This is a genomic window from Rhizobium sp. 18055 (assembly GCF_902706285.1).
Taxonomy (GTDB): Bacteria; Pseudomonadota; Alphaproteobacteria; order Rhizobiales; family Rhizobiaceae; genus Rhizobium.
In genome coordinates, this window is sequence record NZ_CACSKD010000001.1 from 463,215 (window position 1) to 488,737 (window position 25,523).

A 25,523-nucleotide genomic window follows, 5' to 3' on the forward strand; every position below is an offset into this window, starting at 1 on the left:
AGGGAATATCTCGAAAACGATGCCCCGCCTGGTGCTGGCGGCTGAAAGGAACTGAGCGGTATGAGCTACGACTTCCACGTAGGCCAGAAGGTGGTCTGCATCGACGACAAGTTCAAACATGTCAGCATCGATCAGGGCATTCGCAAGGGCGAAATCTATACGCTTCGGTGGGTCGGCGAATACACCCACTACATCGACGGCACGTTCTTCGGCGTCAAGCTCGATGAGATCCACCGCGGGAACGATGACGGCCCGGAGGGCTACGGTGCAGCCGACATGCCGTTCAGAGCGACCCGGTTCCGCCCGCTCGCCAAGGACAAGATAGGATCGCTGCGCAAGCTGCTCGCACCGACCCCGGATGCACCCGTCGAGCCAAAGCAGAAGGTTCGCAAGAAGGAGGAAGTGTGAATTCGGGATTGACCTTAGCACCCGGCGAGCACCACACTTTACGCTTGCAAGCGCCTGCGATTGCGTTACATTCAACTTACGTAATTCGTTTCTGACCGCTGACCACGGATGTACTGGCAGCTGTTGTCGATACGGGTCGAAGAAGGTCGGTGCGATTTCGCCCCGGCCTTTTTCTTTGCAATGGCTTTGTAGCGCAAGGCCCAAGGGGCTGGTTGAAACAGCTTCTCAGCGCTATCCGCCAAGCATCAATTGGCCAGCGACTATTGCGGGTGTCAGGTTCATTCCGCCGATCTCAGCCAGTGAAGCACCCTTAGCTCCTCTTCGTCCATCCAGCTTAAGAGCCGCTTGCTCCTCGTCATCCGTGTCTCAAGTATCTGGCCAAGGCGTCCGGCCTTGAAGTCTTCGAAAACCGCGGGATGAATGTATGAACTGCGGCAGACCGCCCGGGTATTGACGAGCTTCAGCGCCACGGTGTCGATCACCTCGTTCAGCTGGCGGGAAATCGCACGCTCCGACGTCGCGACCTCCAGGGGCGCGAGGGCAGCAATCGCAGCACACGTCGCACCCCAGGTTCGGAACTGCCGCGAGCTGAATTCCTCACCGGCCGCGTCCCTGATGTAGGCGTTCACATCCTGAGACGATATCTGCCTGAACGTACCGTCGTCGGACATGCATTTGAACAGTTGCTGCCCCGGCAGTTCCTGCAGTCTGCGAACCACATTTGCAATCCGACGATCAGTGTGGACGAGGTTCCACTGCTTACCCGACTTTCCCTTGAACCGGAACTTCACGCTTGATCCTTGGATCGTCACGTGACGGTTGCGAAGCGTCGTCAGCCCGTAGGAGCCATTGCTCGCGGCATAGGTGGCATTGCCGATACGGATGTACAGGTTGTCCAACAGCCACACCACGGCCGCAAGCGCCTTGTCCATTGTCAGCCTCGGCGCCCGCAAATCGGCATCAACGCGCGCGCGTATGTCAGGCAGGCAAGAGCCGAAGTGTACAAGACGCTCGAACTTGGCCCGGGCGCGCTCGGCATGCCATTCCGGATGATAGCGGTATTGCCTGCGTCCCCTTGCATCGGTTCCGACCGCCTGCAGATGCGAAAGCGCGTTGGTGGAAATATGGACGTCGGTATAGGCTGGCGGAATGGCCAGAGCATTCAGGCGTGCAACCTCGTCTTTGTCGATGATGCGGCGACGATCGGGCGTGTAATACAGGAAGCCATTCCTGCCGGGCTTGCGCGTAATGCCATCCACAATATCGGACGTGTAGACGAGGCCAACAGGCATAAGCTCTGCTGCTACCACGTCGATCGATTTCACCGTCTCGTTCATGACGCAATAACTTCGTCATCACAGATTCAGTTCCCGCATCCGGCGCCAAACCTTGGTGGCCATCAGCGGGCGTGAAACCCGTTCAGGGGTTCGTGCGGAGGTAGGCTATCAAATCGGCGATTTCCGAACTCGTCCAGAGGCCTCCGAAGCTCATGCTCGTTCCCGGTACCTTCTTCCGCGGGCTATAGAGGAATTCAGAAAGCGATGCATCGTCCCAAACAAGGCCTCCGGCGCCGGCTGCCTGCATGGCCTGTGAATACTTGAAATCGGCAACCGCACCTGCGCGCCGCCCGAACACGCCTTTCAAGTGCGGCCCGAACTTGTTCGTATCGGAATCGGCGACATGACAGGCAACGCAGAGCCGGAAGACCCGCCTACCATGGTCGATATCTTCCGCCGATGCCAATCCGACGCCTGCGACAAGAATTGCAATCGAAACGGCACTCGTCGCTACTGGCTTTTTGCGCATGGCACTTTGAACTTTCAATCAGAAGAATGCGGCCGACATTTCCGGCGAACCTTCGAGCGAGTGCGCCATCAGTTCAAGTGCATTTTGCAGGCCCAACCGCGTGATTGGTCCGCCAAGGCAAACCCGGACGGTTTCCGTCGCTGGTCCTTCGACGGTAAAAGCGTCGCTGGCGACGATGCCGATCCCGGACGATCGCATGTGGCTGGCGAAGGTCGACCGTGTCCAGCCATGCGGGAGCGGCAGCCAGATGTTGAAGGCGATCGGATCTGCCTCGAAGCTGCCTTTGGGAAGGATGGCATGCGCCATGTGCTGGCGGACAGCCGCCTCGAGGCGAATGAACCGCAGGATCATGTCGGCCGTTCCATCCTCGATCCAACGCGTTGCAAGCGCCACCATGAGCGGCGATGCCATGACGTTGCTGGCGCGCATGGCACTGACGAACGGCCACGCGGCTTTGGTGTCGGGCGCAACGACATAGGCCAGGCGAAGCCCGGCACCGATGCATTTCGCCAAACCGCCAATATGCCAGGTCAGATCGGGCGCCATGGCGGCAAGGGGCGCTGGCCCATGGAGCGGGATGAAGCCGTAAGCGTCGTCCTCGACGATCGGCACATGATATTTGCGCGCAACGGCACAGATGTCCTCACGTCGCTTTTGCGGGATCGTCAGTGTCGTCGGGTTCTGGATCGTTGGGTTGAGATAGAGCGCCTTCGGCTTCAACCGTTCGCAGGCGTCTGCAAATGCGTCCGGCAGAATACCATCTGCATCCATCTGCAGGCCGAGAAGATTGAGCCGCAGTTGCGCGGCAATCGAGCGTATCCCGGGATAGGTAATGCTCTCCGACAGGATAATCTCGCCCGGTTTGGCGAGTATGCCGAAAATGGCGAGCAGCGCCGGGTGAGCGCCCGGCGTGACGAAGATGCGCTCCTGCGACGGCACGAGACCGCGCCGGCTGAGCCACGAGGCTGCCGCCTCCTTGTCCATCGCCGATCCGCCAAACCCCTGATAGCGCAACAGCGGCACCATGTCTGCCGCGACTGCCTTCAGACCATCCTGCATGCGGGCCAGCAGCTCCGGATCGTCAGGCTCCGGCGGCATATTCATCGACAGATCGATCGCCAGAGCCCGGCGCGGGTCGGCGCGGTCGTGCGCCCAGGCGCGATCGGCCCCATCGAGCGCCAGGATGAATGTACCACGGCCGACATGGGTATCGACCAGCCCGCGCTTGCGTGCCTCGACATAGCCGCGCGCCACCGTGGTGAAATCGATCGACAGGCGCTTGGCCAGTTCACGCTGCGGCGGCAGCCGGTCTCCCGGCGCCAGCCGCCCTGTTTTGATGTCCATATGGATCACATCGGCGATAGCCATGTAGCGAGGGCCACTGCTGCGGCTCAGGTCTGGAAACCAATCGTTCATTCGACAATCTCTGCTGCGCTCGATTTGGATTGACTGTATATTGTTGCACTCGGAATATGTCACTCATTTTGTAGGAGATACGCGTAAACATTGCCGATGCAACGGATCCGAGTTATCTTTGCGGATAGCGGCGACCTTATTGATGGTTTATTGACTGCATTCACTTTTCATCACCTTGCAACATTTCTTAGCGCTTAAATGGAGTCTGTTTACGCAGAACGACTGTAGCCAGCAATAATTGAATGTATTTTTGTATGGATATTTGCGGATATTGAATGCTATTTATGCACATTCAATCTGGCACGGCGCTTGCAATTCCTTCGTTGTCCCCAAGCAGGGAAGTTTCAACGATAGGAGCTCCAGATGCCCGCAGTCACCAAGCCAGCCCACGAGAAGGGCGACTTCTTCGTCGATTACGAAGAGAAGGTTTTTGAAGACGTTCAGGCCCAATCGGGCGAGAAAGCCCTTGTCACCTTTCACACCGTTGCTTTCGAAGGGTCTATCGGCTTCGTCAACCTGCTGCAGGCCACGCGCCTGAAGCGCAAGGGCTTCGAGACGTCCATCCTTCTTTACGGTCCCGGCGTCACGCTCGGCGTACAACGCGGCTTCCCCACACTCGGCGCCGAGGCATTTCCCGGCCACCTGAATTTCAACAACCAGATTGTCAAGTTCATGGAAGAAGGCGGCAAGGTCTATGCCTGCCGTTTCGCGCTGCAGGCGCTCTATGGCCATGGCGAGCCATCGCTCATTCCCGGCATTACCCCGATCAGCCCGCTCGATGTCCTTGATCTCGTGCTGCTCCATCGCCGCGACAACGCCTTCATCCTCGATACCTGGACGCTCTGACCCCTCGGGAGGCGGCCCGCCGCCTCCCACATCGAACGCACTGTCACGATATCCAGGAAACCGCCATGGACAAGAAACACACCGTCCGAGCCGCTGCCGCGCAGATCGCGCCGGACCTGACATCCCGCGAAAAGACGCTGGCCCGCGTGCTTGAGACGATCCGGGAAGCTGCATCGAAGGGCGCCGAGCTCATCGTCTTTCCGGAGACGTTCGTGCCCTGGTACCCGTATTTTTCCTTCGTCCTGCCCCCCGTGCTTTCCGGCCGCGAGCATATCCGGCTCTACGAGGAAGCCGTTTCGGTGCCGAGTGCGGCAACCGATGCTGTGTCGACGGCGGCGCGCGAACACGGGATCGTGGTCGCTCTCGGCGTCAACGAGCGCGACCACGGAACGCTCTACAACACGCAACTGATCTTCGATGCCGATGGCACGCTCGTCCTCAAACGCCGCAAAATCACGCCGACCTTCCACGAGCGGATGATCTGGGGCCAAGGCGATGGCTCCGGCTTGAAAGTCGTCGACAGCGCCGTGGGCCGCGTCGGCGCGCTTGCCTGCTGGGAGCACTACAATCCGCTGGCCCGCTACGCGCTGATGGCACAGCACGAGGAGATCCACATCGCGCAATTTCCGGGCTCCATGGTCGGCCCGATCTTTGCTGAGCAGATGGAAGTGACGATCCGCCATCACGCACTCGAAAGCGGCTGTTTCGTCGTCAACGCCACCGGCTGGCTCAGCGAAGAGCAGATCGGCTCGATCACACCCGACCAGGGACTCCAGAAGGCACTGCGCGGCGGCTGCATGACAGCGGTCATCTCGCCTGAAGGCAAACACCTCGCGCCGCCGATCACCGAGGGCGAAGGCATTCTGATTGCCGATCTCGACATGAGCCTGATCGTCAAACGCAAGCGCATGATGGATTCCGTCGGCCACTATGCCCGCCCCGAATTGCTGCACCTCGTCATGGACGACAGGCCGACTGCGCCGATGGTGACCGCCACTGCATACGCTCCCTTCACAACGGATGAGACAAGGATCAAGACCGATGGAGAACTCGACACGTCTTTCGACGGAAACGCTGATCAACGAACTGCAGTCCTTCGGCGCCCGGCTGGTTGATCCAAGCGCCGGCCACGAAAGCCGCCGCGGCGGTGCCGGCCCTTCGGACCACAAGGCGATCACCATCGACGGCATGACGGTGATGGTGCCGGTACACACCGCACCGGCCTTCGAGAGCCCGTATCTGGTCGAAAAGCCTGACGATGCCGGCAACAGCCGCATCAGCCGCGACGGCAAGGTGCTCGGCGAGGTCTCGTTTCCGCTGCGTCCGCGCTTCTACGAACGCAGCACATCGGACGGTATTCCGTTTTCGCAGATTGCCGTGCTGCACGGCCGCGATGTGCTGGCGACGACGGTGCTTCAGACCTGTATCCGCTATCAGAGTCGCACCAAGACCTGTCAGTTCTGCGCGATCGGCCAGTCGCTTGCGGCGGGACGCACCGTCGCGCACAAGACACCACAACAGCTTGCCGAAGTTGCAAAAGCCGCCGTCGAGCTGGATGGCGTCAAGCACATGGTCATGACCACGGGGACGCCGAAGGGTGACGACCGCGGCGCTGCCGTGCTTGCCGAAAGCGCCCGCGCCATCAAGGCCGCCGTCGACCTGCCGATCCAGGCCCAGTGCGAGCCGCCGGAAGACGACATCTGGTTCTCGCGGATGAAAGAAGCCGGTGTCGATGCGCTCGGCATGCATCTGGAAGTCGTGACGCCCGAAATCCGGGCTCGCATCATGCCTGGAAAGGCGCAGGTTCCGATCGAGAAATACATGCGCTCCTTCAAGGCAGCAGTTAAGGTCTTCGGCCGCGGTCAGGTCTCGACCTATATTCTGGCCGGCCTCGGCGACACCCGAGAGGCGATCCTCGACATCTGCACACAGCTGGTCGAGATCGGCGTCTATCCCTTCGTCGTGCCCTTCGTGCCGATCTCAGGCACGCCGCTGGAAAGCCATCCGGCCCCGAAGCCCGACTTCATGCATTCGATCCTCGGTCCTCTATCGAAGATGTTGGTCGAGAGCGGCCTGAAGGCCGTCGACATCAAGGCCGGCTGCGGCAAATGCGGCGCCTGCTCGGCGCTCTCCACCTATGAAAGGATGCTCAGCAAATGATGTGCGATCCCTTTGCGCCCTATCGCGTCAGCGAGTTCCAGGTGAAATTTGCCACCTCACAATGGGAGCGGCAGCAGGCTCACGCCCTGCGGCGCGCCGTTTTCTGTGGGGAGCAGCAGATCTTCGAGGAGGACGACCGCGACGCCATCGACGACCACGCCATCCCGATCGTCGCGCTGTCGATGATGGGCGTGGCCCCGGATCAGCTGGTCGGCACGGTGCGCATTCATCAGGCGGAGCCAGGCTTGTGGTGGGGCTCGCGCCTGGCGGTAGACCAGGAGTTTCGCAAGATCGGGGCGTTGGGCGCAACGCTTATCAGACTGGCTGTGTCGTCTGCCAACGCCATGGGATGCCACACGTTCCTCGCCAATGTGCAGGCCCAGAACGCCTTGCTGTTTCGCCGGCTGCATTGGGATATCGTTGAAGAGTTCGAGATCTACGGCAAGCCGCATCTGCGCATGAAGGCTGACCTTACCTACTACCCCCCTTGCGTGACGCCTGAGGCAGGCTTTGTCGCCCTTGCCAAGAAGGCAGCGTGAGATGGGCAAGATCGACATCCAGGCACTCGCAGACAAACTCGCAGCCAGCAGCGGGATCGCTGCCAAGCAGGATATCGGCATCATTGCCGCCCGTCTTGGCCTGCCCGGTCAGCCCATCGCAGTTGGCGATGATTGCGCAGCCATCCCCGATGGAGATGGTTATCTGCTATTTGCGATCGAAGGTTTCATCAACGAATTCGTTGCCGCCGACCCGTGGTTTGCCGGCTGGTGCGGCGTCATGGTCAACATATCGGATGTCGCCGCCATGGGCGGCCGGCCGATCGCCGTCGTCGATGCAGTCTGGGCGAATGGTGAAGCAGGGGCAGCACCCGTGCTTGACGGCATGCGTGCCGCCGCTGCGACCTTCAGCGTGCCCGTCGTCGGCGGCCACACCAATATCCGCACCGATCGTGGGCAGCTTTCGGTTGCCATCCTTGGTCGGGCGAAGAAGCTGCTGACCAGCTTCGATGCCAGAGCCGGCGATCTCCTGATCGCGGCGATCGATCACCGCGGACGCTACCGCGAGCCCTTCAACAACTGGGAGGCGGCAACGGAGGCACCGCCTGCACGGCTGCGCGATGATCTGGAGATCCTGCCCGAGATCGCCGAGGCCGGACTGGCGCTCGCTGCCAAGGACATCAGCCAGGGCGGCATCGTCGGCACCGCCATCATGCTCGCGGAGTGTTCCAGCGTCGGCATCGACATCGATATCTCCGCGATCCCGTTACCGGATGGCGTGACACTCGACCGCTGGCTCGCGACCTTTCCAAGCTTCGGCTACCTGCTCTCGGTATCGCCCGCCAATGCCGACCACGTCATCCGGCGCTTTGCCGCTCGCGGCATCAGCGCTGCCGCTATCGGGCGGGTCGTCGCCGGCAGTACAGTGACGATCACGGATGACGAGGAACGAGCGGTTGTCCGCGATCATGCCGCAACCCCGCTGCTGCAGCTTGGCAGGCAGGAGCAGGCAGCATGAGCCGGCCCCTGCGCATCGCCATGCTTTCCCACTCCACCAATCCTCGCGGCGGCGTGGTCCATGCCATGCAGCTTTCCGAGGCGCTGACGGCACTCGGCCACGAGGTGGTGCTGCATGCTCCTGATGCGAAGGGCACCGGCTTTTTCCGCATGCCATCCTGCCATGCAATGTGCATCCCGGTTGACCCGGCGCCGGCCGACATGACCGAAATGGTGGAGCAGCGGATTGCCGATTATGTCAGGCATTTCGAGCGTGACGTCGCACGCGATTTCGATCTGTTCCATGCCCATGACGGCATCTCCGGCAATGCGCTGGCCACCTTGAAGGAGCGCGGGCTGATTGCTGGCTTCGCGCGCACGGTCCACCACATCGACAGGTTTTCCGATCCTCACCTGATGGAACTGCAGGACCGTTCGATCGACCGCGCCGATCTGCTTTTCACCGTCAGCGCCCTTTGGCAGCAGGTGCTGAAAGACACTCGCGGGCTTGCTTCGACAGTCGTCGGCAACGGTGTCGATGCACACCGCTTCTCGCCTGCTGTCGATGCAGGGGCATTGCGGGTGACGCTCGACCTGCCCAAAGGCCCGGTGTTTCTCTCCGTCGGCGGCATTGAAGCGCGCAAGAACACGATCCAGATGCTGGAGGCCTTCCGCCAGTTGCGCGCGATCCAGCCGGACACGCAGTTCGTCATCGCTGGCGGGGCGTCGTTGCTTGATCACCGCGGTTATCAGGGCGAATTCCGGGCGGCACTTGCCGCGCTCGGCGACCATGCAGCCTCGGTCCATGTGCTTGGCACGGTGGCCGATGCCGATATGCCGGCGCTCTACCGCCTTGCCGACACCCTGGTTTTCGCCTCGGTGAAGGAAGGGTTCGGCCTGGTGGTGCTGGAGGCGATGGCGAGCGGCATCCCTGTGGTGGTCTCCTCGATCGCGCCGTTCACGGAATATCTGGCCCCCGATGACGCCATCTGGTGCGATCCGGACAATCCCGCCTCGATCGCTGAAGCGATGGCAAAATCTCTGACACCTGCACTGCGGCAGCGGCTTGCGGCGCGCGGCCCGGTCGTTGCAGCCGAACACAGCTGGCAGCGCACCGCGACTTTGCACCTCTCCGCCTACCAGTCATTGAAGGAGCCTGCCGATGCCTGAAATGCGCTTCGTCATTGCCTGGCCGGATGGCCGCGAGGAGACCTGCTACTCGCCCTCGCTGGTGATCCGCGATTTTCTCGAAGAGGGCCAGACCTATCCGATTCGTGATTTCCTCGATCGCAGCCGTAAGGCGCTGACCATCGCCAGCGACCGCGTCGAGGCGAAATACGGCTACCCCTGTACGCTCGCCCGCAGCCAGCTTGCCCGTATCGAAGAGGCGGGCGCGAGGTTCATCTCCGACGCTGACGCCAAGGTGCGCTGCGAAAGCTTCATTCCGTGAAAGGACATCATGCCATGACCCTCCCCCTCAAATCGCACTATAGTGCCGTCGTCATCGGTGGTGGCCAGGCCGGGCTCTCTGCCAGCCACTATCTGCAGGTCCACGGCATCCAGCATGTCGTCTTCGAAAAGAAGACGGTGGCGCACAAATGGAAGAACGAACGCTGGGACGCCTTCTGCCTGGTGACGCCCAACTGGCAATGCCAGCTGCCCGGTCATCCCTATGACGGCGAGGATCCGCACGGCTTCATGGTGAAGGACGAGATCATCGGCTATGTCGATCGGTTCATCACAAAGGTGGGCGCACCGGTGCTGGAAGGCACATCTGTCACCTCGTTGGAGAAAAGCGGCGATCTGTTCCGGATCGAGACCAATGCCGGATCGATCACGGCAGACAGCGTCGTGATCGCCACCAGCCTCTATAGCGAACCGGCGATCCCGCGCGCTGCAGAGCGCTTGCCCGACAGCATCATGCAGATCCACACTGCTGACTACCGCAATCCCGGCCAGCTGCCAGACGGCGGCGTCATCGTCGTCGGCTCCGGGCAATCAGGATGCCAGATTGCAGAGGACCTGCATCTTGCCGGCCGCAAGGTGTATCTTGTCACCGGCAACGCGCCGCGCTGCGCCCGCTTCTATCGCGGCCGCGATGTGGTGGATTGGCTGGCCGATGTCGGCCAATACGACATCACCGTCGAACATGACGGCATGACCAAGAAGAAGCACGACACCAATCACTACCTGACCGGGCGCGACGGCGGGCGCGATATCGATCTACGCAAGTTCGCACTTGAGGGCATGGCGCTCTATGGCCGCATGCATGGCGTATCGGGTGGAAAGATGCTGTTCCAGCCGAACCTCAAATCCAACCTCGATGGCGCCGACCGTGTCTATAACGGCATCAACGCGCTGATTGACCGCCACATCGCAGACAAGGGTATCGACGCGCCGGCAGGCTCGCCCTACGTGCCGCTTTGGGAGCCTGAGACCGAACCGACCGAGCTCGATCTCGCTGCCGAAGGCATCACCTCCGTTATCTGGGCGACCGGCTTCACCCCCGATTGGTCCTTCGTCGGCCTGCCGATCTTTGACGGCAACGCCTATCCCGTCCATCGCCGCGGTGTAACGGCCGTCGATGGCGTCTACGTGCTTGGCCTGCCCTGGCTCTGGACCTGGGGCTCCGGCCGTTTCCTCGCCGTCGGCAAGGATGCGGAGCACGTCGTCGGTCATCTTGCCGACCGCATCGTCAACAAGGCTGTTTCTTCCGTTCTCAAACAGGCGGTGAATGGCTGAGCATGACCGTCGCAGCTATTGACTTCCCCCTGCAGGAGCCGAGCGCGCGCGAGCTTATGGCGCGCGCGCTGGAGCCGCACATCCTGATCGGCATGCCGCACCTCAACCCGCATGGCCTGTCCGAAACCTGGCTGATGAAGGAACTCGGGCACCGGCACTGGCTGATGCTGGCCCTGCATCTTGGCATGGAGAACGCCGATTTCCGCACGCCCGACGGCGAGGAGGCCTATGCCGCGATCTCTGCCACCGCGCTATCGGAAGCGCGCTTCGATGATGTCCGCGCCAACGACGTTCTGACGATCCGCTCGGTGCTGACGCCGGTTTCGCGAACGCAGGTCTCGACCCGTCACCGGCTTTCGGTTAGGGGTAGCCACATTGGCACTGTCGAGCTGATTTCTGCCTTTGTCCATCGCTCCGTTTCCGGCGATAACCATTCGATCGCCCGGATTGCCATCCGTGACAGATTTCCGAAGGGCCTCGAAGAGAACCAACTGGCATCTGCCGCCGCCGCCATTCGCAACGGCCATCTCGACACCTATTTCGGGCTGCCAACCGCGCGCGAGAAAGTGCTGCGTGCGTTGCGTTACGAACCCGATCTGTCCCAGGAGTTCAACGGTGCGGGCCTGTTTTATTTCGCGGAGTTCCAGGCGCTGGCCAATCGCGCATTCGACCGCTGGTTTCCCCGCATCACCTCTTCGCACACCGTGCGACGACGCGACGTCTTCTTCTCGGGGAATATCCGCCCGGGCGAGACGCTGATGGTCGAACTCATGGAGATCGATCTGGCCACGCGTTCGGCCTGCTGTTGCATCCGGCGCAGTGATGGAAAGCCGATCGGATCCATATTTACGTCCTGGGCGTAAAGGACCACCGCGCTCGCGATCGCCCGCGCGGGTAGATGGCGAGCCTCAGCGCGGTGATAGTTTGAGCAAATGCTTTGGTCGGGGCTCACAAATTCAGCACCCGGCACTGCCAGAACACGCAGGAAAACGGCGGAAAATAGCGATAATAACTTGAATATAAAAATGAAATTACAGTTTCATATAAACTGGCATGAAATCTGCTACTCCCTTTATGCGACAGAGCGAATGTTCAAAGGCATTAAAAAAAGGGAACGGCATGACGTATCTATCCAAAAATACTCCCAGCATATTTACGCGCATTCGAACGGCAGCTCTGGTAGGTGCGGCCACTCTCACAATGGTAGCAGCCAATGCCGGCACCGTTTTCGCCGCGGGAACGCTGCGCATCGGGATGACGGCATCCGACATTCCGCTCACAACGGGCCAGACGGACCAGGGCGGCGAAGGTCAGCGGTTCATGGGCTATACGGTCTACAACTCGCTGATCGAATGGGACCTGACGAGCGCCGACAAGCCTTCGGCGCTGATCCCCAGCCTCGCGGTCTCCTGGGATGTGGATGCGACGGACAAGACGAAATGGATCTTCAAGCTTCGCGACGGCGTGAAGTTTCATGATGGCAGCGCCTTCGACGCCAATGCCGTCATCTGGAACCTCGACAAGATTCTGAAGCAGGACGCCCCGCAGTTCGACAAGCGCCAGTCCGCTCAGGGCAAGTCGCGCATTCCGGCCGTTGCTTCCTACAAGGTAATCGATCCGCTCACCGTCGAGATCACCACCAAGTCGCCGGATGCCACGCTGCCCTACCAGATCAGCTGGATCGTGATGTCGTCGCCGGCAAACTGGGAAGCTCAGGGAAAAAGCTGGGACGCTGTGGCGCAGAAGCCTTCCGGCACCGGCCCATGGAAGATGGAGAGCGGCTTCACGCCGCGTGAGCGCGTCGAACTGACGCCAAACAAGGAATACTGGGACAAGAAGCGCGTGCCGCAGCTCGACAAGCTGGTTCTGATCCCGCTGCCCGAGCCGAACACCCGCGTTGCCGCCCTGCGTTCCGGTCAGGTCGACTGGATCGAAGCACCGGCACCCGATTCCGTCAGCTCGCTGAAGGAAGCCGGCTTCAAGATCGTCACCAACTCCTATCCCCATAACTGGACCTGGCATTTCTCCCGCGTCGAGGGTTCGCCGTGGAATGACATTCGCGTGCGCAAGGCCGCCAACCTTGCGGTCGATCGCGATGGTTTGAACGAACTGCTCGGCGGCCTGTCGATCCCGGCGCAGGGCTATCTGCCGCCCGGCCACCAGTGGTTCGGCAACCCGACGTTCAAGCTCAGCTACAATGTCGAAGAGGCAAAGAAGCTGATGGCAGAGGCCGGCTTCGGTCCTGACAAGCCGATCACCACCAAGGTCATCATCTCGTCCTCCGGCTCCGGCCAGATGCTGCCGCTGCAGATGAACGAGTACATCCAGCAGACGCTCGCCGAAATCGGCATCAAGATCGAGTATGAGGTGGCCGATTGGAACACCGTCATCAACATCTGGCGTGCCGGTGCCAAGGACCCAAGTGCCAAGGGTGCGACGGCGATCAACTACAGCTACTTCATCCAGGACCCCTTCACCGCCCTGATCCGCCAGTCGCAGTGCAACCTTGCGCCGCCCGCCGGCACCAACTGGGGCTACTATTGCGATCCCGAGATGGATGCCCTGTTCGACAAGGTGCGCACCACGTTCGACGCGGCTGCACAGGACAAGGTGCTGCAGCAGATCCACGAGAAATACGTCAACGAAGCGCTGTTCCTGATGGTCACGCATGACGTCAACCCGCGCGCCATGACCGACAAGGTCCAGGGTTTTGTCCAGGCACAGAACTGGTTCCAGGACTTCTCGACCATCAGCATGGCGCCCTGACCCAACGCCTGGCTGCGCGCCGCTCCCCGGCGCGCAGCCCATGTTGCCCGATCCAACCCCGACTTGTGAGGACACCATGCTGGCCTATGCCTTGAAACGACTGCTGCATGTCATCCCCGTGGCCATCGGCGTGAGCATCGTCTGCTTCATGCTCATCCATATTGCGCCGGGTGACCCACTTGCGGCGATCCTGCCCTCCGATGCCTCGGCGGAGATGCAGAACCAGATGCGAGCCTTCTATGGCCTCGATCGTCCACTGCCCGTGCAATATGCCCTCTGGGCGTGGCGAACGCTGCATGGAGACCTTGGCGTGTCGATTGCGTCCGGCCGGCCGGTTCTCAGCGAAATCATGGACGCCTCGGTCAATTCGATCATTCTGGCTGTCGCCGCAACCATCATCGGCTTCACCGTCGGCTCGGTTCTCGGCTTCGTGGCAGGCGTGTTCAGAGGCGGCTGGATCGATCGTCTGGCATCGGCTTTCGCGATGCTTGGTGTAAGCGTCCCGCATTACTGGCTCGGCATGGTGCTCGTCATTGCGTTTTCCGTCACGCTCGGCTGGCTGCCGGCGATGGGCGGCGGCCCCGGCGGGTCGGACGGGCGCGCCTTCAGCTGGGAATATCTGCAATATCTGATCCTGCCTGCGGTGACGATGTCCGTCATCCCGATGGGCATCATCGCCCGCACCATCCGCTCTCTGGTGGCCGATATCCTCTCACAGGACTTTACCCAGGCGCTGGCCGCAAAGGGGCTGATGAACCGGCAGATCATGCGCCATGTGGTGCGCAATGCCGCACCGACCGCAATCTCGGTGATGGGCCTGCAACTCGGCTATCTCCTCGGCGGTTCGATCCTGATCGAAACCGTGTTCTCGTGGCCCGGCACCGGCTTTCTGCTGAATGGCGCCATCTTCACCCGTGACCTGCCGATCCTGCAGGGCACGATCCTGGTGCTGGCGATGTTCTTCGTCCTGCTCAACCTGATCGTCGATGTGCTGCAGAGCGCGATCGATCCGCGCATCCAGAGGAGCTGACCCATGGCCGTCATAACAGCAGATCTGACTTCGGAGCCCGCCCGCGTAGCAAAGTCACCCGGCTTCTGGAGCGGCGTCGTTCGACGTCTCTGTCGTGATCCGGTGGCGCTCGCGGCTCTGGGCGTCGTCATCCTTCTGGTGCTGATCGCGATATTCGCGCCCTACATCGCCCCCTACGACCCATCGAAAGGCAGCGTCATCCGGCGCCTGAAGCCGATCGGCACGCCGGGCTACATCCTCGGCACCGACGAACTCGGGCGCGACATGCTCTCGCGTCTGATCTACGGCGCCCGCCTGTCGCTGGTGATGGGCGTCATCCCGGTGCCGGTTGCATTCGTCATCGGCTCGGCAATCGGCATCATCGCCGGCTACGCCGGCGGGATCACCAACACGTTGATCATGCGCACGATCGACGTTTTCTACGCATTCCCTTCCGTGCTCCTGGCCGTTGCTCTCTCCGGCGCGCTCGGTTCGGGCCTGACCAATGCGCTCGTCTCTCTGACCGTGGTGTTCATCCCGCAGATCGCACGCGTCGCAGAAAGCGTCACCACCCAGGTCCGCAAACTCGACTATGTGGACGCCGCCCGAGCATCCGGGGCACCCGATCGCACCATCATCCGGGTCCACATTCTCGGCAATGTGCTCAGCCCCATCTTCGTCTTCGCGACGAGCCTGATCTCGGTTTCGATGATCCTGGCATCCGGCCTGTCGTTTCTAGGCCTTGGCGTGCGTCCGCCCGACGCCGAATGGGGGTTGATGCTGAATACACTGAGAACCGCCATCTACAACAATCCGTTCGTGGCGGCTTTGCCGGGATTGATGATCTTCATCACCTCGGTCTGCTTCAACCTTTTCTCCGACGGGCTGCGCACAGCCATGGACGTGAAATCATGAGCGTCGGACATTCACCGTACAATCAGGAACTTGAAATCGGCGAGCGCGGCGGACCGGCGCAGCCGCTGATTTCGGCTCGCGGTCTTCTCAAGCACTTTCCAGTGAAGAGCAGCGGATTTTTCGGACCGAAGAAAGTCGTGCGCGCCGTCGATGGCGTCGATTTCGATATTCTCAAGGGTGAAACGCTGGGCGTCGTCGGCGAAAGCGGCTGCGGCAAATCGACAACGGCGCGGCTGTTGATGAACCTCATCGTTCGCGACCAGGGCGACATATTGTTCGATGGCGAGACGGTCGGCGGCACGCTGCCGCTGGCACAATACCGGCGGCAGGTGCAGATGGTCTTCCAGGACAGCTACGCCTCGCTGAACCCGCGGCTGACGATCGAGGAATCGATCGCCTTTGCGCCTCAGGTCCACGGCGTACCCGCCGCCAAGGCTATCGCGCGCGCGCATGATCTGCTTCATCGGGTGGGGCTGGAGCCGGGCCGCTTTGCCGGGCGATATCCGCACGAACTGTCGGGCGGGCAGCGGCAGCGCGTCAACATCGCCCGCGCGCTGGCGCTCGAGCCGAGGCTGATCATCCTCGACGAGGCGGTATCCGCGCTCGACAAGTCGGTGGAAGCTCAGGTCCTCAACCTGCTGCTCGACCTCAAGCGGGACTTCGGGCTGACCTATCTCTTCATTTCCCATGATCTCAACGTCGTGCGTTTCATGTGCGATCGGGTGATGGTGATGTATCTCGGCAAGGTCGCAGAGATCGGCAGCCGGCAGGCGATCTTCGAAAACACCCGGCACCCCTACTCTTCGGCGCTGCTGGCCTCGATGCCGAAAATGGACCCCTCCGAGCGGACGATGGAGCCGCCGCTGACAGGCGATCCGCCGAACCCGATCGATCCGCCGAGCGGCTGTCGCTTTCACACCCGCTGCGGCTTTGCCGAAGACGTCTGCAGCCAGACACTGCCGCCATTGGCGAAGGTTTCCGAAGAGCAGTCTACCGCCTGTCTGATGTCGATATCGGGGTCCGGCCACAGCCGTGCACCCGTTGCCATGGAGGCTTGAGATGACGCAATCCGATGTCGTGATCGATATCCAGAACCTCTCCGTCACCTTCAACCGCGGCCGCAAGCCGGTGAAGGCCGTCAATGGCGTCAGCCTTCAGGTAAGGGCCGGCGAGGTCGTTGCTCTGCTCGGAGAATCCGGCTCCGGCAAGAGCGTCACCATGCGTTCGCTGCTTCGCATGCATCCGAAAGGGACCACGATCGACGGGTCGATGTCGGTGGCTGGAAGCGATGTCACCGGCCTCTCCACACGCGAGCTTGCCAACTTGCGTGGCGCCGTCGTCTCGATGGTGTTTCAGGAGCCGCGCCTCGCCCTTGATCCGGTCTACACGCTTGGCCGGCAGATCGAGGAGACGATCATGCGCCATGAGAAAGTCTCGCGCTCGGCCGCCATGGCCCGTTCGCTTGCGCTGTTCGAGAAGGTCCGCATCCCCTCGCCGGCGCGGCGCCTGCAGAACTATCCGCACGAGATGTCGGGTGGCATGCTGCAGCGCGCGATGATCGCCATGGCGATTGCCTGCAATCCCAAGGTCCTTCTCGCCGATGAGCCGACCACTGCACTCGATGCAACGGTGCAGATCCAGATCCTGCTGCTCATCCGCGAGCTGCAAAAGGAATATGGATTGTCGGTCATCTTCGTCACCCACGATATCGGCGTTGCTGCCGAGGTCGCCGACCGTATTGCGGTGATGTATGCCGGCCGAATCGTCGAGGAGGGTCGCGTCGGAGACATCATCCGCGACCCGAAACACCCCTACACCAAAGGGCTTCTCGGCGCGCGCGTCGAGCTCGCGGACGGCCGAGACCGGCTGATCACCATTCCCGGCGCGCCGCCGGATCTGGCCAACATGCCGCCGGGTTGCGCCTTTGCGCCGCGCTGTGCGCAAGCATCGGAGCCTTGCCGCACCGAGGTTCCGGCACTTGTCGCGGCAGAACGCGCGGGCCAGGTTGCCTGTCTTCTCTACGGCTGAGAAAACCGTATCATCGCTGAAAAATAAAATAAAGCAGGAGGTGGGCGCCCGGTTTCGGGCGTCCGAAATGCCATGAAACATATCGTCGTCATCAATCCGAACACGTCCGAGACAACCACCGCGATGATGACCGACCTCGTTCGTCAATCGCTTCCCGCCGGCATGTCCGCAGAAGGTGCTACAGCGGCGGTCGGCGTGCCGATGATCCTCAACAGCACAGAGCTTGCCAAGTCTGCCGACGGCGTCGTGCAGATGGGATTGGCTGCAGCCGCAAAGGCCGATGGCATCATTGTCAGCGCCTTCGGCGATCCGGGACTGGAACAGTTGCGCGCATTGATCGGCATCCCTGTTGTCGGCATATGCGAGGCAAGCTTGCTGGAAGCCGCATCGGGCGGCAGGCGGTTCGGCATTGCCACCGTCACGCCCGATCTCGTCGAGAGCTTCGCGGCAAAGGCCATGGGCCTCGGACTAGGCCACCTCTTCACTGGCACCCGCCTGACGAGCGGAGACCCGATGTTGCTCGCCAACGACCCGGATCGGCTGCAGGCATCATTGGCAATCGCGGTGAAGGAGTGCCTCGAGCTTGATGGCGCCCAGGCCGTGATCATCGGTGGCGGACCGCTCGGCAGGGCTGCCGCCGATCTCCAGCAACAGCTCTCCTCTCCAGTGATCGCTCCGATTGAGTCAGCGCTGACGCTGCTCCTGCGACAGATAGATCATCGCACGGCGACGGCTTCGAGCATGTCGTGATGATCAGATCGTCTGCGCGCGGCAGCCCGCGTTTTCCGATTGCAAATGCTGGCGTTGCGAAGGAAAGTCCGCCGCCTGGATATGTCGCGGAGACCATCGTGCCGAAAGATCGTTCTTTTCTGTTTCGCGTCAGGGAGGCGCTTCCCGACCTTCATCCGGCGGAAAAGCGCCTGGGGGAATTCGTCTGCGACTTTCCCGGCGAACTCGCGAGCTATTCGGCGCAGGAGCTTGCCGCCCTGGCGCATGTCTCCAAGGCCACCGTGACCCGCTTCATCCAGCGACTGGGCTACGACACCTATGAGGAGGCGCGCCGCCATGCGCGCGCGGAAAGACAGACCGGCTCCCGGCTGTTTCTCGCCAACTCGACCGACGCTTCATCGGTCCAATCGGTGAAGGCGCATATTGCCCAGGGTATCGCCAATCTTGAGGCGACGTTCGTGTCAATTCCCGACAGCCAGATCGAAGCCGCGGCAGCGGCGATCCTGCAGGCGCGCAAGGTCTGGGTGATCGGCTTCCGCAGCAGCCAGCCGTTCGCTTCCTATCTGCAATGGCAATTGACGCAGGTCATCGAAAACATCAGCGTGATTCCTGGCGCTGGCCAGACAATGGGCGAGCATCTGGTCAGCCTGCGAGACGATGATGTCGTGGTGTTCTTCGCGATGCGGCGGCGCATAGCGCAGATCGACGCGATCATCGATCAGATCAGACGATCGAAATCCTCGCTGCTCTATGTGACCGACGAGAGTGCGCCTTTCGAGACCAGCGCAACATGGCACTTCCAATGCCAGACGCTGGCTCCCGGTCCCTTGTTCAACCACACGTCGGTGATGGCGCTTTGCCATCTGCTGATAACGCGGTGCCTGGAAAAGGCAGGCGTGGAGGGGCGCACGCGCCTTCGCAACATCGAGGCGCTGAACGAGGGGCTGGATGAGCTATGAAAGGCAGTGTCCACAATCGCCCCCGTACGGCCGCCAGCACCCGTTGCAACTGTCACAGGCGGTGGACCGCGCAGACCGCTAAGAGTGGTGTCTCAGCGTGAGGGGCGAATCTCCTGCGCGATCCATCACATTTGATATCAGCGCACCAGCCAAATTAAAAGAACCATGCAGTACCATATTTTCCTCCACGTTCAGCAAGGCGGCATGATCGGGAAGGCTGTCGTTTAAACCGGGCAACCTGTCTCTAGGCCAAGATTGAGAGCGTGTGGCTGAGCGCACCGATCTCGCCCAGCAGGGCGACCAGTTCATCGGTATGATCCTGCGTCAGCCGACCGAGTTTGCCGCTCGTCTCCCACAAATTCTGGAGGTGCTGACCGAGGTGGCGCGCACTGGTCATGATCTCGAGGATCTGATCGCGGTTTTCCCAGGTTGCGATGACCGTCTGCTCTGCCATTCCAATCGCCATATCCGGTGTCACGTCTGGTTCGGCTCTCAACATCAACATGTCCGGGCTCCTCCAGATGCCAGATCGACAAGCGGCGTGGCGCCGAGACGGTTGGACAGGTCGGACAACATCGGCAGCAGTGGCGCCTGGCAGGAGCGGTAGAAGATCGTCTGGCCTTCGCGTCGGGTGGAGACAAGGCCGACGGCGCGCAGCTTGGCAAGATGTTGCGACAGGGCCGATTGGCTGATGCCGATCTGATTGGCCAGTTCCCCGACGCTCACCTCGTCTCGGGCAAGCCGGGACAGGATCGCCAGTCGCCGCGGGTTTCCCATGGCGGCCAGCACTCTCGAATATTTCTGGATCATCTGTGCATCACCCATTGCGATCAATATCCAAGGCACTGAGGGTCAAACGGCAACACGCAGGCAAACTTTGCGATTGCCTGCCCGGTGGGGGCGCCGTCAGGCGGACAATCGGCGATCAGCCGCGGCCATCGGCCCGGCATCAGAATCGCAACGTCATTAAATGGGAATTATTCCCATGCGTCAAGACGCAGGCGTATGGCGCTATTGAGAGTGCGCTGACCGCCAACCGCGCCAGTCGAGGTGATCGGAGGTCGATGTGCAGAACTTCCGGTTCTGCTTGTTTGAAAAGAGATCGGCCTGCTCCACCGTTTCGGCTCCACGACGCAATACCTCCGATGCTTTTAAACGCATTGGCGGCATAGGCGTTCCCACACCCACTGAGCTGAACCCCAGCGTAGCTACGATCATACATGCGAACGGAAGCGGCGAAACCTCAGGCTGCAAGCGACGGTGGGAAGCAGGCCATGTCAGTCACGGCCACCGACGTCCGACAGGAATGAGATTGCCTCGACCAGAGATACGATCCGACGGCGAACCTCTGTTTTCTTCACGCGCCCGAAGGCGGCATTGAGGGCAAGCCCTTCCGAGGAACTGATAAACGCCATGACATCGGTTCCCACAGCGGTGCTCTTGAATGCCGGGCCGGGTTCGCCGGGGGAGTGTTCGAAAAAGAAGGAGATCGGGACAGCAAGGACATGTGCCGCGGCCTGAAGACGGCTGGCGCCCAGCCGGTTGGTGCCCCGCTCATACTTCTGCACCTGCTGGAAGGTGACCTGGATTTTGTTGCCAAGTTCGGTTTGCGTCATACCGCAGGCGAGACGTTGCATCTTCAAGCGGCGCCCCACTTCGACGTCGATTGGATTGGGAGTTTTAAGAATTTGCACCATCGGCTTTTCTCTTCAAGCTGTCATGAATGAGTGGCGTGACAGCGATTGCCGCATTGGCGCCGATCCGGGCGTGACGCTCCTGAAGCCGGATAGCAGCTTTTGATGGCGTGCCGGTGAGTGCGGAACACCCGAGAAAAATGTCATGCTACTCCCCCTGACCATGAACGAAACACTCGGCCATGCGCGTGGTTTACGCCATGCAGTCCAAGCGTCAGCAATCCAAGTTCTGGGAGTGAACGGTTAAGATTTAGATAATCGGCATTAACAAGCGACTAATCTATAAGGTTTCGGCGCAAAGCTTCGGCTATTGCGTGCGCTCTGTTCTTGGCATTCAACTTACGCGATGCAGTCTTCATGTATGTATTCACGGTTTCCACGGTATAGCTGGCCGCCTTGGACACTTGCTCGCTGGTCATCCCCTGGCCCGCGAACCTCAAGCAGGTCAGCTCTCCAACAGAAAGCTTGAGGCTTTGCGTGGCAAATGTCTCCATCAATGTCTGTGTCGTTTCGGAATGCACCAGCCCGGCGATGCGGCGGAGGAAATCGATCTCACCCTGATCGAACGGCAACCGGCGCGTAAACGTCACAGCCCCGAACAGCAGATTGTTTCTCCTGATCGGAAACAGGGTGCGATTGAAGACGCCATAGCCGCGAAGCAAATCGGCGAGGCGTGCTGATGGCGGCGTGACGGCAAAGACGTCGGCCTCGGTCACACAGTCATCCACGCCTTTGGCCGACGCCACGACCGGATCACTGAGATACAGCTTTTCCGCATGATAGACCTCAAGAAAGCCAGGCGGAAAGTCACTATCGACAGAGTTCAGCATGCCAAAACGGTAAGGGTCCAGATCAAGCCCGCTTACCGCAATGAAGTCGAAAGCCACAGCCCCGCGAAGACGGGTGACAAAGGACCCGCTCGAAATCCTGCGGTGCCGCGGGACGGACATGATATCGGGGTAGTCGCGAAATTCCGAGGTCGCCATACAGCCGTCTGTGCAATTTAAGATAGATTCGCCAATCGTTATACCTTTGCGGCTGACTAGCGGCCAGAGATTGTTTCGACGAGAAAGCGCCCTATCGTTGGCGTTGTTAACAACGGCCGCAGGTGGCCGCCGGGACCCCGCATTGGAATTCTCACCATCATAAACTGTCCGTTAGGACTCTGTTGACCATAATTGGCAACAGAGTGGCGTCACCGATGCCGCGCTGTCGATCTCCATTGCGCTTCACCAAGGACGAGAACCGTGTTTCTGCACCAAGCAATCGTTTCAATCCCGACGACCACCTTGGCCTTGGTCTTCTCCTTGCTGGTTCACCGGCTGGCGCTGATCGGCATGTTGATGTTTGCGGCAATCGTCGGCGCGACGCAGGCAGCGGCTGAGGACCGGGCGCTGAAACTGTTCTTTACCCACACCGGCGAAAGAGCGACCATCGTCTACAAGCGCAACGGACAATTCGATCAGAAAGGACTGGTACAGATCAATCGCTTCCTGCGTGATTGGCGCAAGAACGAACCGACCAAGATCGATCTGCGCCTGCTTGATCTGGTGTGGGAGGTTTATCAGCGCAGTGGCGCCAAGCAGCCCATACACGTTGTCTCCGCCTATCGCTCGCCATCCACCAACAACATGTTGCGAAACCGCTCGCGCAGCACCGGCGTCGCCAAGAAAAGCCAGCACATGCTCGGGAAGGCGATGGATTTCTACATACCCGGCGTGAAGCTGGCGACACTCCGCGGACTGGCCATGCAGATGCAGGTGGGCGGCGTTGGCTATTATCCGACCTCGGGATCACCTTTTGTACATTTGGATGTCGGCAACGTTCGCGCCTGGCCCCGCATGTCACGCCAAGAGCTGGCGCGACTGTTTCCAAGCGGTCGCACGCTGCATCTGCCAACGGACGGCAGGCCCTTGCCGGGTTACGAGGTGGCAATTGCAAACCAGAAGAGCCGCATTCGCACATCCGCTATCGCGATCGCTCGCGATGCGGACGACGAGGACGACGCGGGGTCCGTGACGACGGCAGCAACCGGTTTGAACACGAAAACCCTGGCGACGGCACTCCTGCCAATTCCTAAAAGCCGCGCAGAAAAGGGGCTGGCGCTGCAGATCGGCAGACCGGTGGACGACGCCGGCAGCACTCCCACCGTTGCCGATATGGCGTCGATGGTGATCCCAATGCCGACATTGCGGCCGGATCGAAATGACGGCGCCGTCTCTTCGACATCGGTGAAAGGCGCTCCTGCGCTATTTGCAAGCCTTGTCGTTGGCCGCAGCGCTGCCGGTGAATTGCTCGTGGCAGAACATCCGAAGAGCCTGATGACGAACACGCAGGTCATGCCGGCTTCATCAGTGCCACAGATGTCCGCAGGCGTCGGTACGATCTCTGCCGAGGCGCTGGTTGCGTGGGCCATGCAGCCGCCGGGTACAAGCATTGAAATGACAGCGCCACGCCCTTTCGGTATTCCTCTTCCTGAAGAACACGATGCGACGGAGCAGACCGGCGACGCCTCGGATGTCGCCGAAGATCGCTTCAATGCCGACAGATTTGCATTCGAGGGCTGACGCGATCGTCTGCCGCGGATTTTTCGACAGGCTTCGGTACGGAGATCGTCATGCCCGAAACAATGCGCGTCCACGCGTGACAAACTCGGGGATGCTGCCGAACGACAGTGAAAACAAGGCGTTGATAGGTCGAAACATCACTGACATAGTGCCGTCGAACGTCGCCGCATCCCTCAGCAAAGACAGAAGCATGACCGATCTCGTATCCTCGCCTGCAGTTCCAGCCGCAGCATGTCCAACGCGGCCCCTGGCCAAGATCAGTCTGAAGTGGACGATGATCGAAGAGGATGGTCTGTCCATCCTTGAGAAATTCCAGCTCCTGCGGGATCTCGGCTTTGATGGCGTCGAGCTCGACGCGCCCAACGATCTGCCGCTCGACGAGGTGTTGAACGCCCGCGACAAGACGGGACTTGCCATTCCAGGCGTGGTCAATTCGATGCACTGGAAGACCCCGCTCACGGACGCAGATCCTGCGACGCGCCAGGCCTGTGTCGATTCCATGATTACAGCCCTTCGCGATGCCAAGGCTTATGGAGCCGATACGGTGCTGCTGGTGCCCGGCGTTGTCCGAGGCAGCAATACGTCCTACAAGACGGCCTATGCGCGATCGCTGGAAGAAATCGCCAGGATTCTCCCCTATGCGGAAGAAACAGGTGTTTCGATCGCGCTTGAGAATGTCTGGAACGACTTTTTGCTCAGCCCTTTGGAGGCCGCAGCTTTCGTCGATGCCTGCAACCATCCCAAGGTCGGCTGGTACTTCGATGTCGGCAACGTGCTCCGCTACGGACGGCCGACCGATTGGATCGAGGCGCTCGGCAAGCGCATCCTGAAGATCGACATCAAGGAATTCAGCCTTGAGAAGATGAACGCGCAGGGCCCCTGGAAGGGCTTCGATGTCGAGATTGGTGATGGCGACTGTGACTGGCCGGCCGTCAACCGCGCCTTGTCAGAGATCGGCTATTCAGGCTGGGCCTCAGCCGAAGTGCCAGGCGGCGACCGCAAGCGACTGGCCGCGATCAAAGAACGGGTCGATCGCATCGCCGCGGCGTAGTCGCTCTTGGCCCTGCCGCGAGATCAGTTCGTGAGTTCGGCCAGCAACCTGCGGGCATTGGCAAGACCGGTTTCGCAGCCGAACAAGGTCGGCTCGTTGCCCTCATATTCCAGCGATACGAAGCCGTCGTAACCGGAATCGACGACGCTCTGGAGGATCGCCTTCACCGGCAGGTCACCATAGCCGAACACCGAACCGCGGATATGCTGCCCGCCGACAGTCTCGAGCCAGCCAGGGCCGGGGTTGGTGGGGCGAACGTAGAAATCCTTCAAATGCACGAAACTCGCCTGCGTGATCGATGCGCGCGTTCCCATCAGGGCGTCTTCATCCACACAAAGGAAGTTGCCGACATCGAGCGTCATCTTGAAACTCGGCAGATCGACGGCATGGATCAGGCGTTTGATGCGCTCGCTGGAGTTCATGAAGAAGCCGTGATCCTCGACGCTGGCAATCACGCCAAGGCGCTGCGCATGCCCGGCGACCTCGTGGCAAGCCTCGGCAATCCCGGAAAAAGCCTGCTCGAAATCGGCAATGCCGGTTGCGCGCAGAGACCAAGGCACGACGTCGTGGCGCAGGAAGCGGACATCAAGCCGATCGCAAAGTTCGACATAGCGCTTGACCCGCTCGATCTGGGCGCGCCGATCAGAACCGATGAAGTCAGCGCCGATACAAATCCCCGATAACGGAATGCCGGATTGCGTCGAGGCATTTCGGAGACGCTCAAGGCTTTGCTGATCGCTTCCAAGTTCGTATTGCAGATCCTCGCCGACAGGTGCAACCGATAGCGTCGCAAGTTCGACATGTTCGCCGCCATGATCCCTGGTCCATGTGAAGATGTCCTCGATCTGCATGGCACCGCTGAGCATCAGCGGGCGGAAACTGTAGGAACTCAGGCCGATTTTCATGGGGGACTCCTCAACGTCAGCGGCGGCAG

27 protein-coding genes are annotated in these 25,523 nt (G+C 60.8%); 19 read left to right on the forward strand and 8 right to left on the reverse strand.

Features of this window, described 5'->3' with window-relative positions; all coding sequences use genetic code 11:
- The first annotated feature begins 60 nt into the window (after nucleotides 1-60).
- Nucleotides 61-408: a CAP-Gly domain protein gene (locus tag GVL52_RS02125; RefSeq protein ID WP_160003613.1), complete on the forward strand. Its 348-nt coding sequence runs from the start codon at nucleotides 61-63 to the stop codon at nucleotides 406-408.
- A gap of 278 nt (nucleotides 409-686) precedes the next feature.
- Here GVL52_RS02125 and GVL52_RS02130 read toward each other — a convergent pair whose 3' ends face one another.
- From GVL52_RS02130 to GVL52_RS02140, 3 genes are all read right to left on the reverse strand, one after another.
- Nucleotides 687-1,745, reverse strand: coding sequence for a DNA topoisomerase IB (locus GVL52_RS02130; protein WP_160003614.1), 1,059 nt, complete (start codon nucleotides 1,743-1,745; stop codon nucleotides 687-689).
- A gap of 82 nt (nucleotides 1,746-1,827) precedes the next feature.
- Entirely contained in the window at nucleotides 1,828-2,214 is a 387-nt protein-coding gene (locus tag GVL52_RS31145; protein ID WP_160003616.1) for a cytochrome c family protein, read from the reverse strand.
- An 18-nt stretch (nucleotides 2,215-2,232) separates the two neighbouring features.
- The gene (locus GVL52_RS02140) at nucleotides 2,233-3,630 is read right to left on the reverse strand and encodes a PLP-dependent aminotransferase family protein (RefSeq protein WP_160003617.1); all 1,398 of its coding nucleotides are present in this window, start codon (nucleotides 3,628-3,630) and stop codon (nucleotides 2,233-2,235) included.
- Nucleotides 3,631-3,993: 363 nt separating this feature from the next.
- Here GVL52_RS02140 and GVL52_RS02145 point away from each other — a divergent pair, with 363 nt between their 5' ends.
- The 16 genes from GVL52_RS02145 to GVL52_RS02220 all read left to right on the forward strand — a co-directional run bounded on the left by GVL52_RS02145 (nucleotide 3,994) and on the right by GVL52_RS02220 (nucleotide 19,277).
- Nucleotides 3,994-4,476, forward strand: a complete 483-nt coding sequence (locus GVL52_RS02145) for an MSMEG_0572/Sll0783 family nitrogen starvation response protein (RefSeq protein ID WP_160003619.1) — start codon at nucleotides 3,994-3,996, stop codon at nucleotides 4,474-4,476.
- 65 nt (nucleotides 4,477-4,541) lie between these two features.
- Nucleotides 4,542-5,591: a Nit6803 family nitrilase gene (locus GVL52_RS02150; RefSeq protein WP_160003621.1), complete on the forward strand. Its 1,050-nt coding sequence runs from the start codon at nucleotides 4,542-4,544 to the stop codon at nucleotides 5,589-5,591.
- The gene (locus GVL52_RS02155; protein WP_160003623.1) at nucleotides 5,518-6,636 is read left to right on the forward strand and encodes an MSMEG_0568 family radical SAM protein; all 1,119 of its coding nucleotides are present in this window, start codon (nucleotides 5,518-5,520) and stop codon (nucleotides 6,634-6,636) included. The genes GVL52_RS02150 and GVL52_RS02155 overlap by 74 nt, the downstream gene beginning before the upstream one ends.
- Entirely contained in the window at nucleotides 6,633-7,175 is a 543-nt protein-coding gene (locus tag GVL52_RS02160) for an MSMEG_0567/Sll0786 family nitrogen starvation N-acetyltransferase (protein WP_160003625.1), read from the forward strand. Before GVL52_RS02155 ends, GVL52_RS02160 begins: the two co-directional genes overlap by 4 nt.
- Before the next feature lies 1 nt (nucleotide 7,176).
- The gene (locus GVL52_RS02165) at nucleotides 7,177-8,151 is read left to right on the forward strand and encodes a sll0787 family AIR synthase-like protein (protein WP_160003627.1); all 975 of its coding nucleotides are present in this window, start codon (nucleotides 7,177-7,179) and stop codon (nucleotides 8,149-8,151) included.
- Nucleotides 8,148-9,299 (forward strand): MSMEG_0565 family glycosyltransferase, encoded by a 1,152-nt coding sequence (locus GVL52_RS02170; RefSeq protein WP_160003629.1) that lies wholly within the window; start codon nucleotides 8,148-8,150, stop codon nucleotides 9,297-9,299. Before GVL52_RS02165 ends, GVL52_RS02170 begins: the two co-directional genes overlap by 4 nt.
- The gene (locus GVL52_RS02175; protein WP_160003631.1) at nucleotides 9,292-9,579 is read left to right on the forward strand and encodes an MSMEG_0570 family nitrogen starvation response protein; all 288 of its coding nucleotides are present in this window, start codon (nucleotides 9,292-9,294) and stop codon (nucleotides 9,577-9,579) included. Before GVL52_RS02170 ends, GVL52_RS02175 begins: the two co-directional genes overlap by 8 nt.
- 14 nt (nucleotides 9,580-9,593) lie before the next feature.
- Nucleotides 9,594-10,871 carry an MSMEG_0569 family flavin-dependent oxidoreductase gene (locus GVL52_RS02180; protein ID WP_160003633.1) on the forward strand — a complete coding sequence of 426 codons (1,278 nt, stop codon included), beginning with the start codon at nucleotides 9,594-9,596 and terminating at the stop codon, nucleotides 10,869-10,871.
- A 2-nt stretch (nucleotides 10,872-10,873) separates the two neighbouring features.
- The gene (locus GVL52_RS02185; protein ID WP_160003635.1) at nucleotides 10,874-11,734 is read left to right on the forward strand and encodes a Pnap_2097 family protein; all 861 of its coding nucleotides are present in this window, start codon (nucleotides 10,874-10,876) and stop codon (nucleotides 11,732-11,734) included.
- A gap of 337 nt (nucleotides 11,735-12,071) precedes the next feature.
- Nucleotides 12,072-13,637, forward strand: coding sequence for an ABC transporter substrate-binding protein (locus tag GVL52_RS02190; RefSeq protein ID WP_244619064.1), 1,566 nt, complete (start codon nucleotides 12,072-12,074; stop codon nucleotides 13,635-13,637).
- 76 nt (nucleotides 13,638-13,713) lie between these two features.
- Nucleotides 13,714-14,667 carry an ABC transporter permease gene (locus GVL52_RS02195; protein WP_160003982.1) on the forward strand — a complete coding sequence of 318 codons (954 nt, stop codon included), beginning with the start codon at nucleotides 13,714-13,716 and terminating at the stop codon, nucleotides 14,665-14,667.
- 3 nt (nucleotides 14,668-14,670) lie between these two features.
- The gene (locus GVL52_RS02200; protein WP_160003639.1) at nucleotides 14,671-15,561 is read left to right on the forward strand and encodes an ABC transporter permease; all 891 of its coding nucleotides are present in this window, start codon (nucleotides 14,671-14,673) and stop codon (nucleotides 15,559-15,561) included.
- On the forward strand, nucleotides 15,558-16,619 hold the full coding sequence (locus tag GVL52_RS02205) for an ABC transporter ATP-binding protein (protein ID WP_160003641.1): 1,062 nt from the start codon (nucleotides 15,558-15,560) through the stop codon (nucleotides 16,617-16,619). The genes GVL52_RS02200 and GVL52_RS02205 overlap by 4 nt, the downstream gene beginning before the upstream one ends.
- Nucleotide 16,620: 1 nt before the next feature.
- Nucleotides 16,621-17,589, forward strand: a complete 969-nt coding sequence (locus GVL52_RS02210) for an ABC transporter ATP-binding protein (RefSeq protein ID WP_160003642.1) — start codon at nucleotides 16,621-16,623, stop codon at nucleotides 17,587-17,589.
- A 72-nt stretch (nucleotides 17,590-17,661) separates the two neighbouring features.
- The gene (locus GVL52_RS02215) at nucleotides 17,662-18,339 is read left to right on the forward strand and encodes an aspartate/glutamate racemase family protein (protein WP_160003644.1); all 678 of its coding nucleotides are present in this window, start codon (nucleotides 17,662-17,664) and stop codon (nucleotides 18,337-18,339) included.
- A 95-nt stretch (nucleotides 18,340-18,434) separates the two neighbouring features.
- Entirely contained in the window at nucleotides 18,435-19,277 is an 843-nt protein-coding gene (locus GVL52_RS02220; RefSeq protein ID WP_200847755.1) for a MurR/RpiR family transcriptional regulator, read from the forward strand.
- A 244-nt stretch (nucleotides 19,278-19,521) separates the two neighbouring features.
- Here the strand turns inward: GVL52_RS02220 and GVL52_RS02225 are convergent, their stop codons facing one another.
- The 4 genes from GVL52_RS02225 to GVL52_RS02240 all read right to left on the reverse strand — a co-directional run bounded on the left by GVL52_RS02225 (nucleotide 19,522) and on the right by GVL52_RS02240 (nucleotide 21,957).
- Nucleotides 19,522-19,782, reverse strand: coding sequence for a hypothetical protein (locus GVL52_RS02225; protein ID WP_160003647.1), 261 nt, complete (start codon nucleotides 19,780-19,782; stop codon nucleotides 19,522-19,524).
- Complete coding sequence (locus GVL52_RS02230) at nucleotides 19,776-20,102, reverse strand: helix-turn-helix transcriptional regulator (RefSeq protein ID WP_160003649.1); 327 nt, start codon at nucleotides 20,100-20,102, stop codon at nucleotides 19,776-19,778. The genes GVL52_RS02225 and GVL52_RS02230 overlap by 7 nt, the downstream gene beginning before the upstream one ends.
- Nucleotides 20,103-20,554: 452 nt before the next feature.
- On the reverse strand, nucleotides 20,555-20,974 hold the full coding sequence (locus GVL52_RS02235) for a helix-turn-helix domain-containing protein (RefSeq protein ID WP_160003651.1): 420 nt from the start codon (nucleotides 20,972-20,974) through the stop codon (nucleotides 20,555-20,557).
- Between the two features lie 272 nt (nucleotides 20,975-21,246).
- On the reverse strand, nucleotides 21,247-21,957 hold the full coding sequence (locus GVL52_RS02240; RefSeq protein WP_160003653.1) for a LuxR C-terminal-related transcriptional regulator: 711 nt from the start codon (nucleotides 21,955-21,957) through the stop codon (nucleotides 21,247-21,249).
- Between the two features lie 261 nt (nucleotides 21,958-22,218).
- On the opposite strand from GVL52_RS02240, the gene GVL52_RS02245 reads away from it, so the two are divergent.
- Nucleotides 22,219-23,538 carry a DUF882 domain-containing protein gene (locus GVL52_RS02245; RefSeq protein ID WP_244619065.1) on the forward strand — a complete coding sequence of 440 codons (1,320 nt, stop codon included), beginning with the start codon at nucleotides 22,219-22,221 and terminating at the stop codon, nucleotides 23,536-23,538.
- Between the two features lie 190 nt (nucleotides 23,539-23,728).
- Entirely contained in the window at nucleotides 23,729-24,589 is an 861-nt protein-coding gene (locus tag GVL52_RS02250) for a sugar phosphate isomerase/epimerase (protein ID WP_244619066.1), read from the forward strand.
- A 23-nt stretch (nucleotides 24,590-24,612) separates the two neighbouring features.
- Here the strand turns inward: GVL52_RS02250 and GVL52_RS02255 are convergent, their stop codons facing one another.
- Entirely contained in the window at nucleotides 24,613-25,494 is an 882-nt protein-coding gene (locus tag GVL52_RS02255; RefSeq protein WP_160003655.1) for a sugar phosphate isomerase/epimerase, read from the reverse strand.
- Between the last annotated feature and the right edge of the window lie 29 nt (nucleotides 25,495-25,523).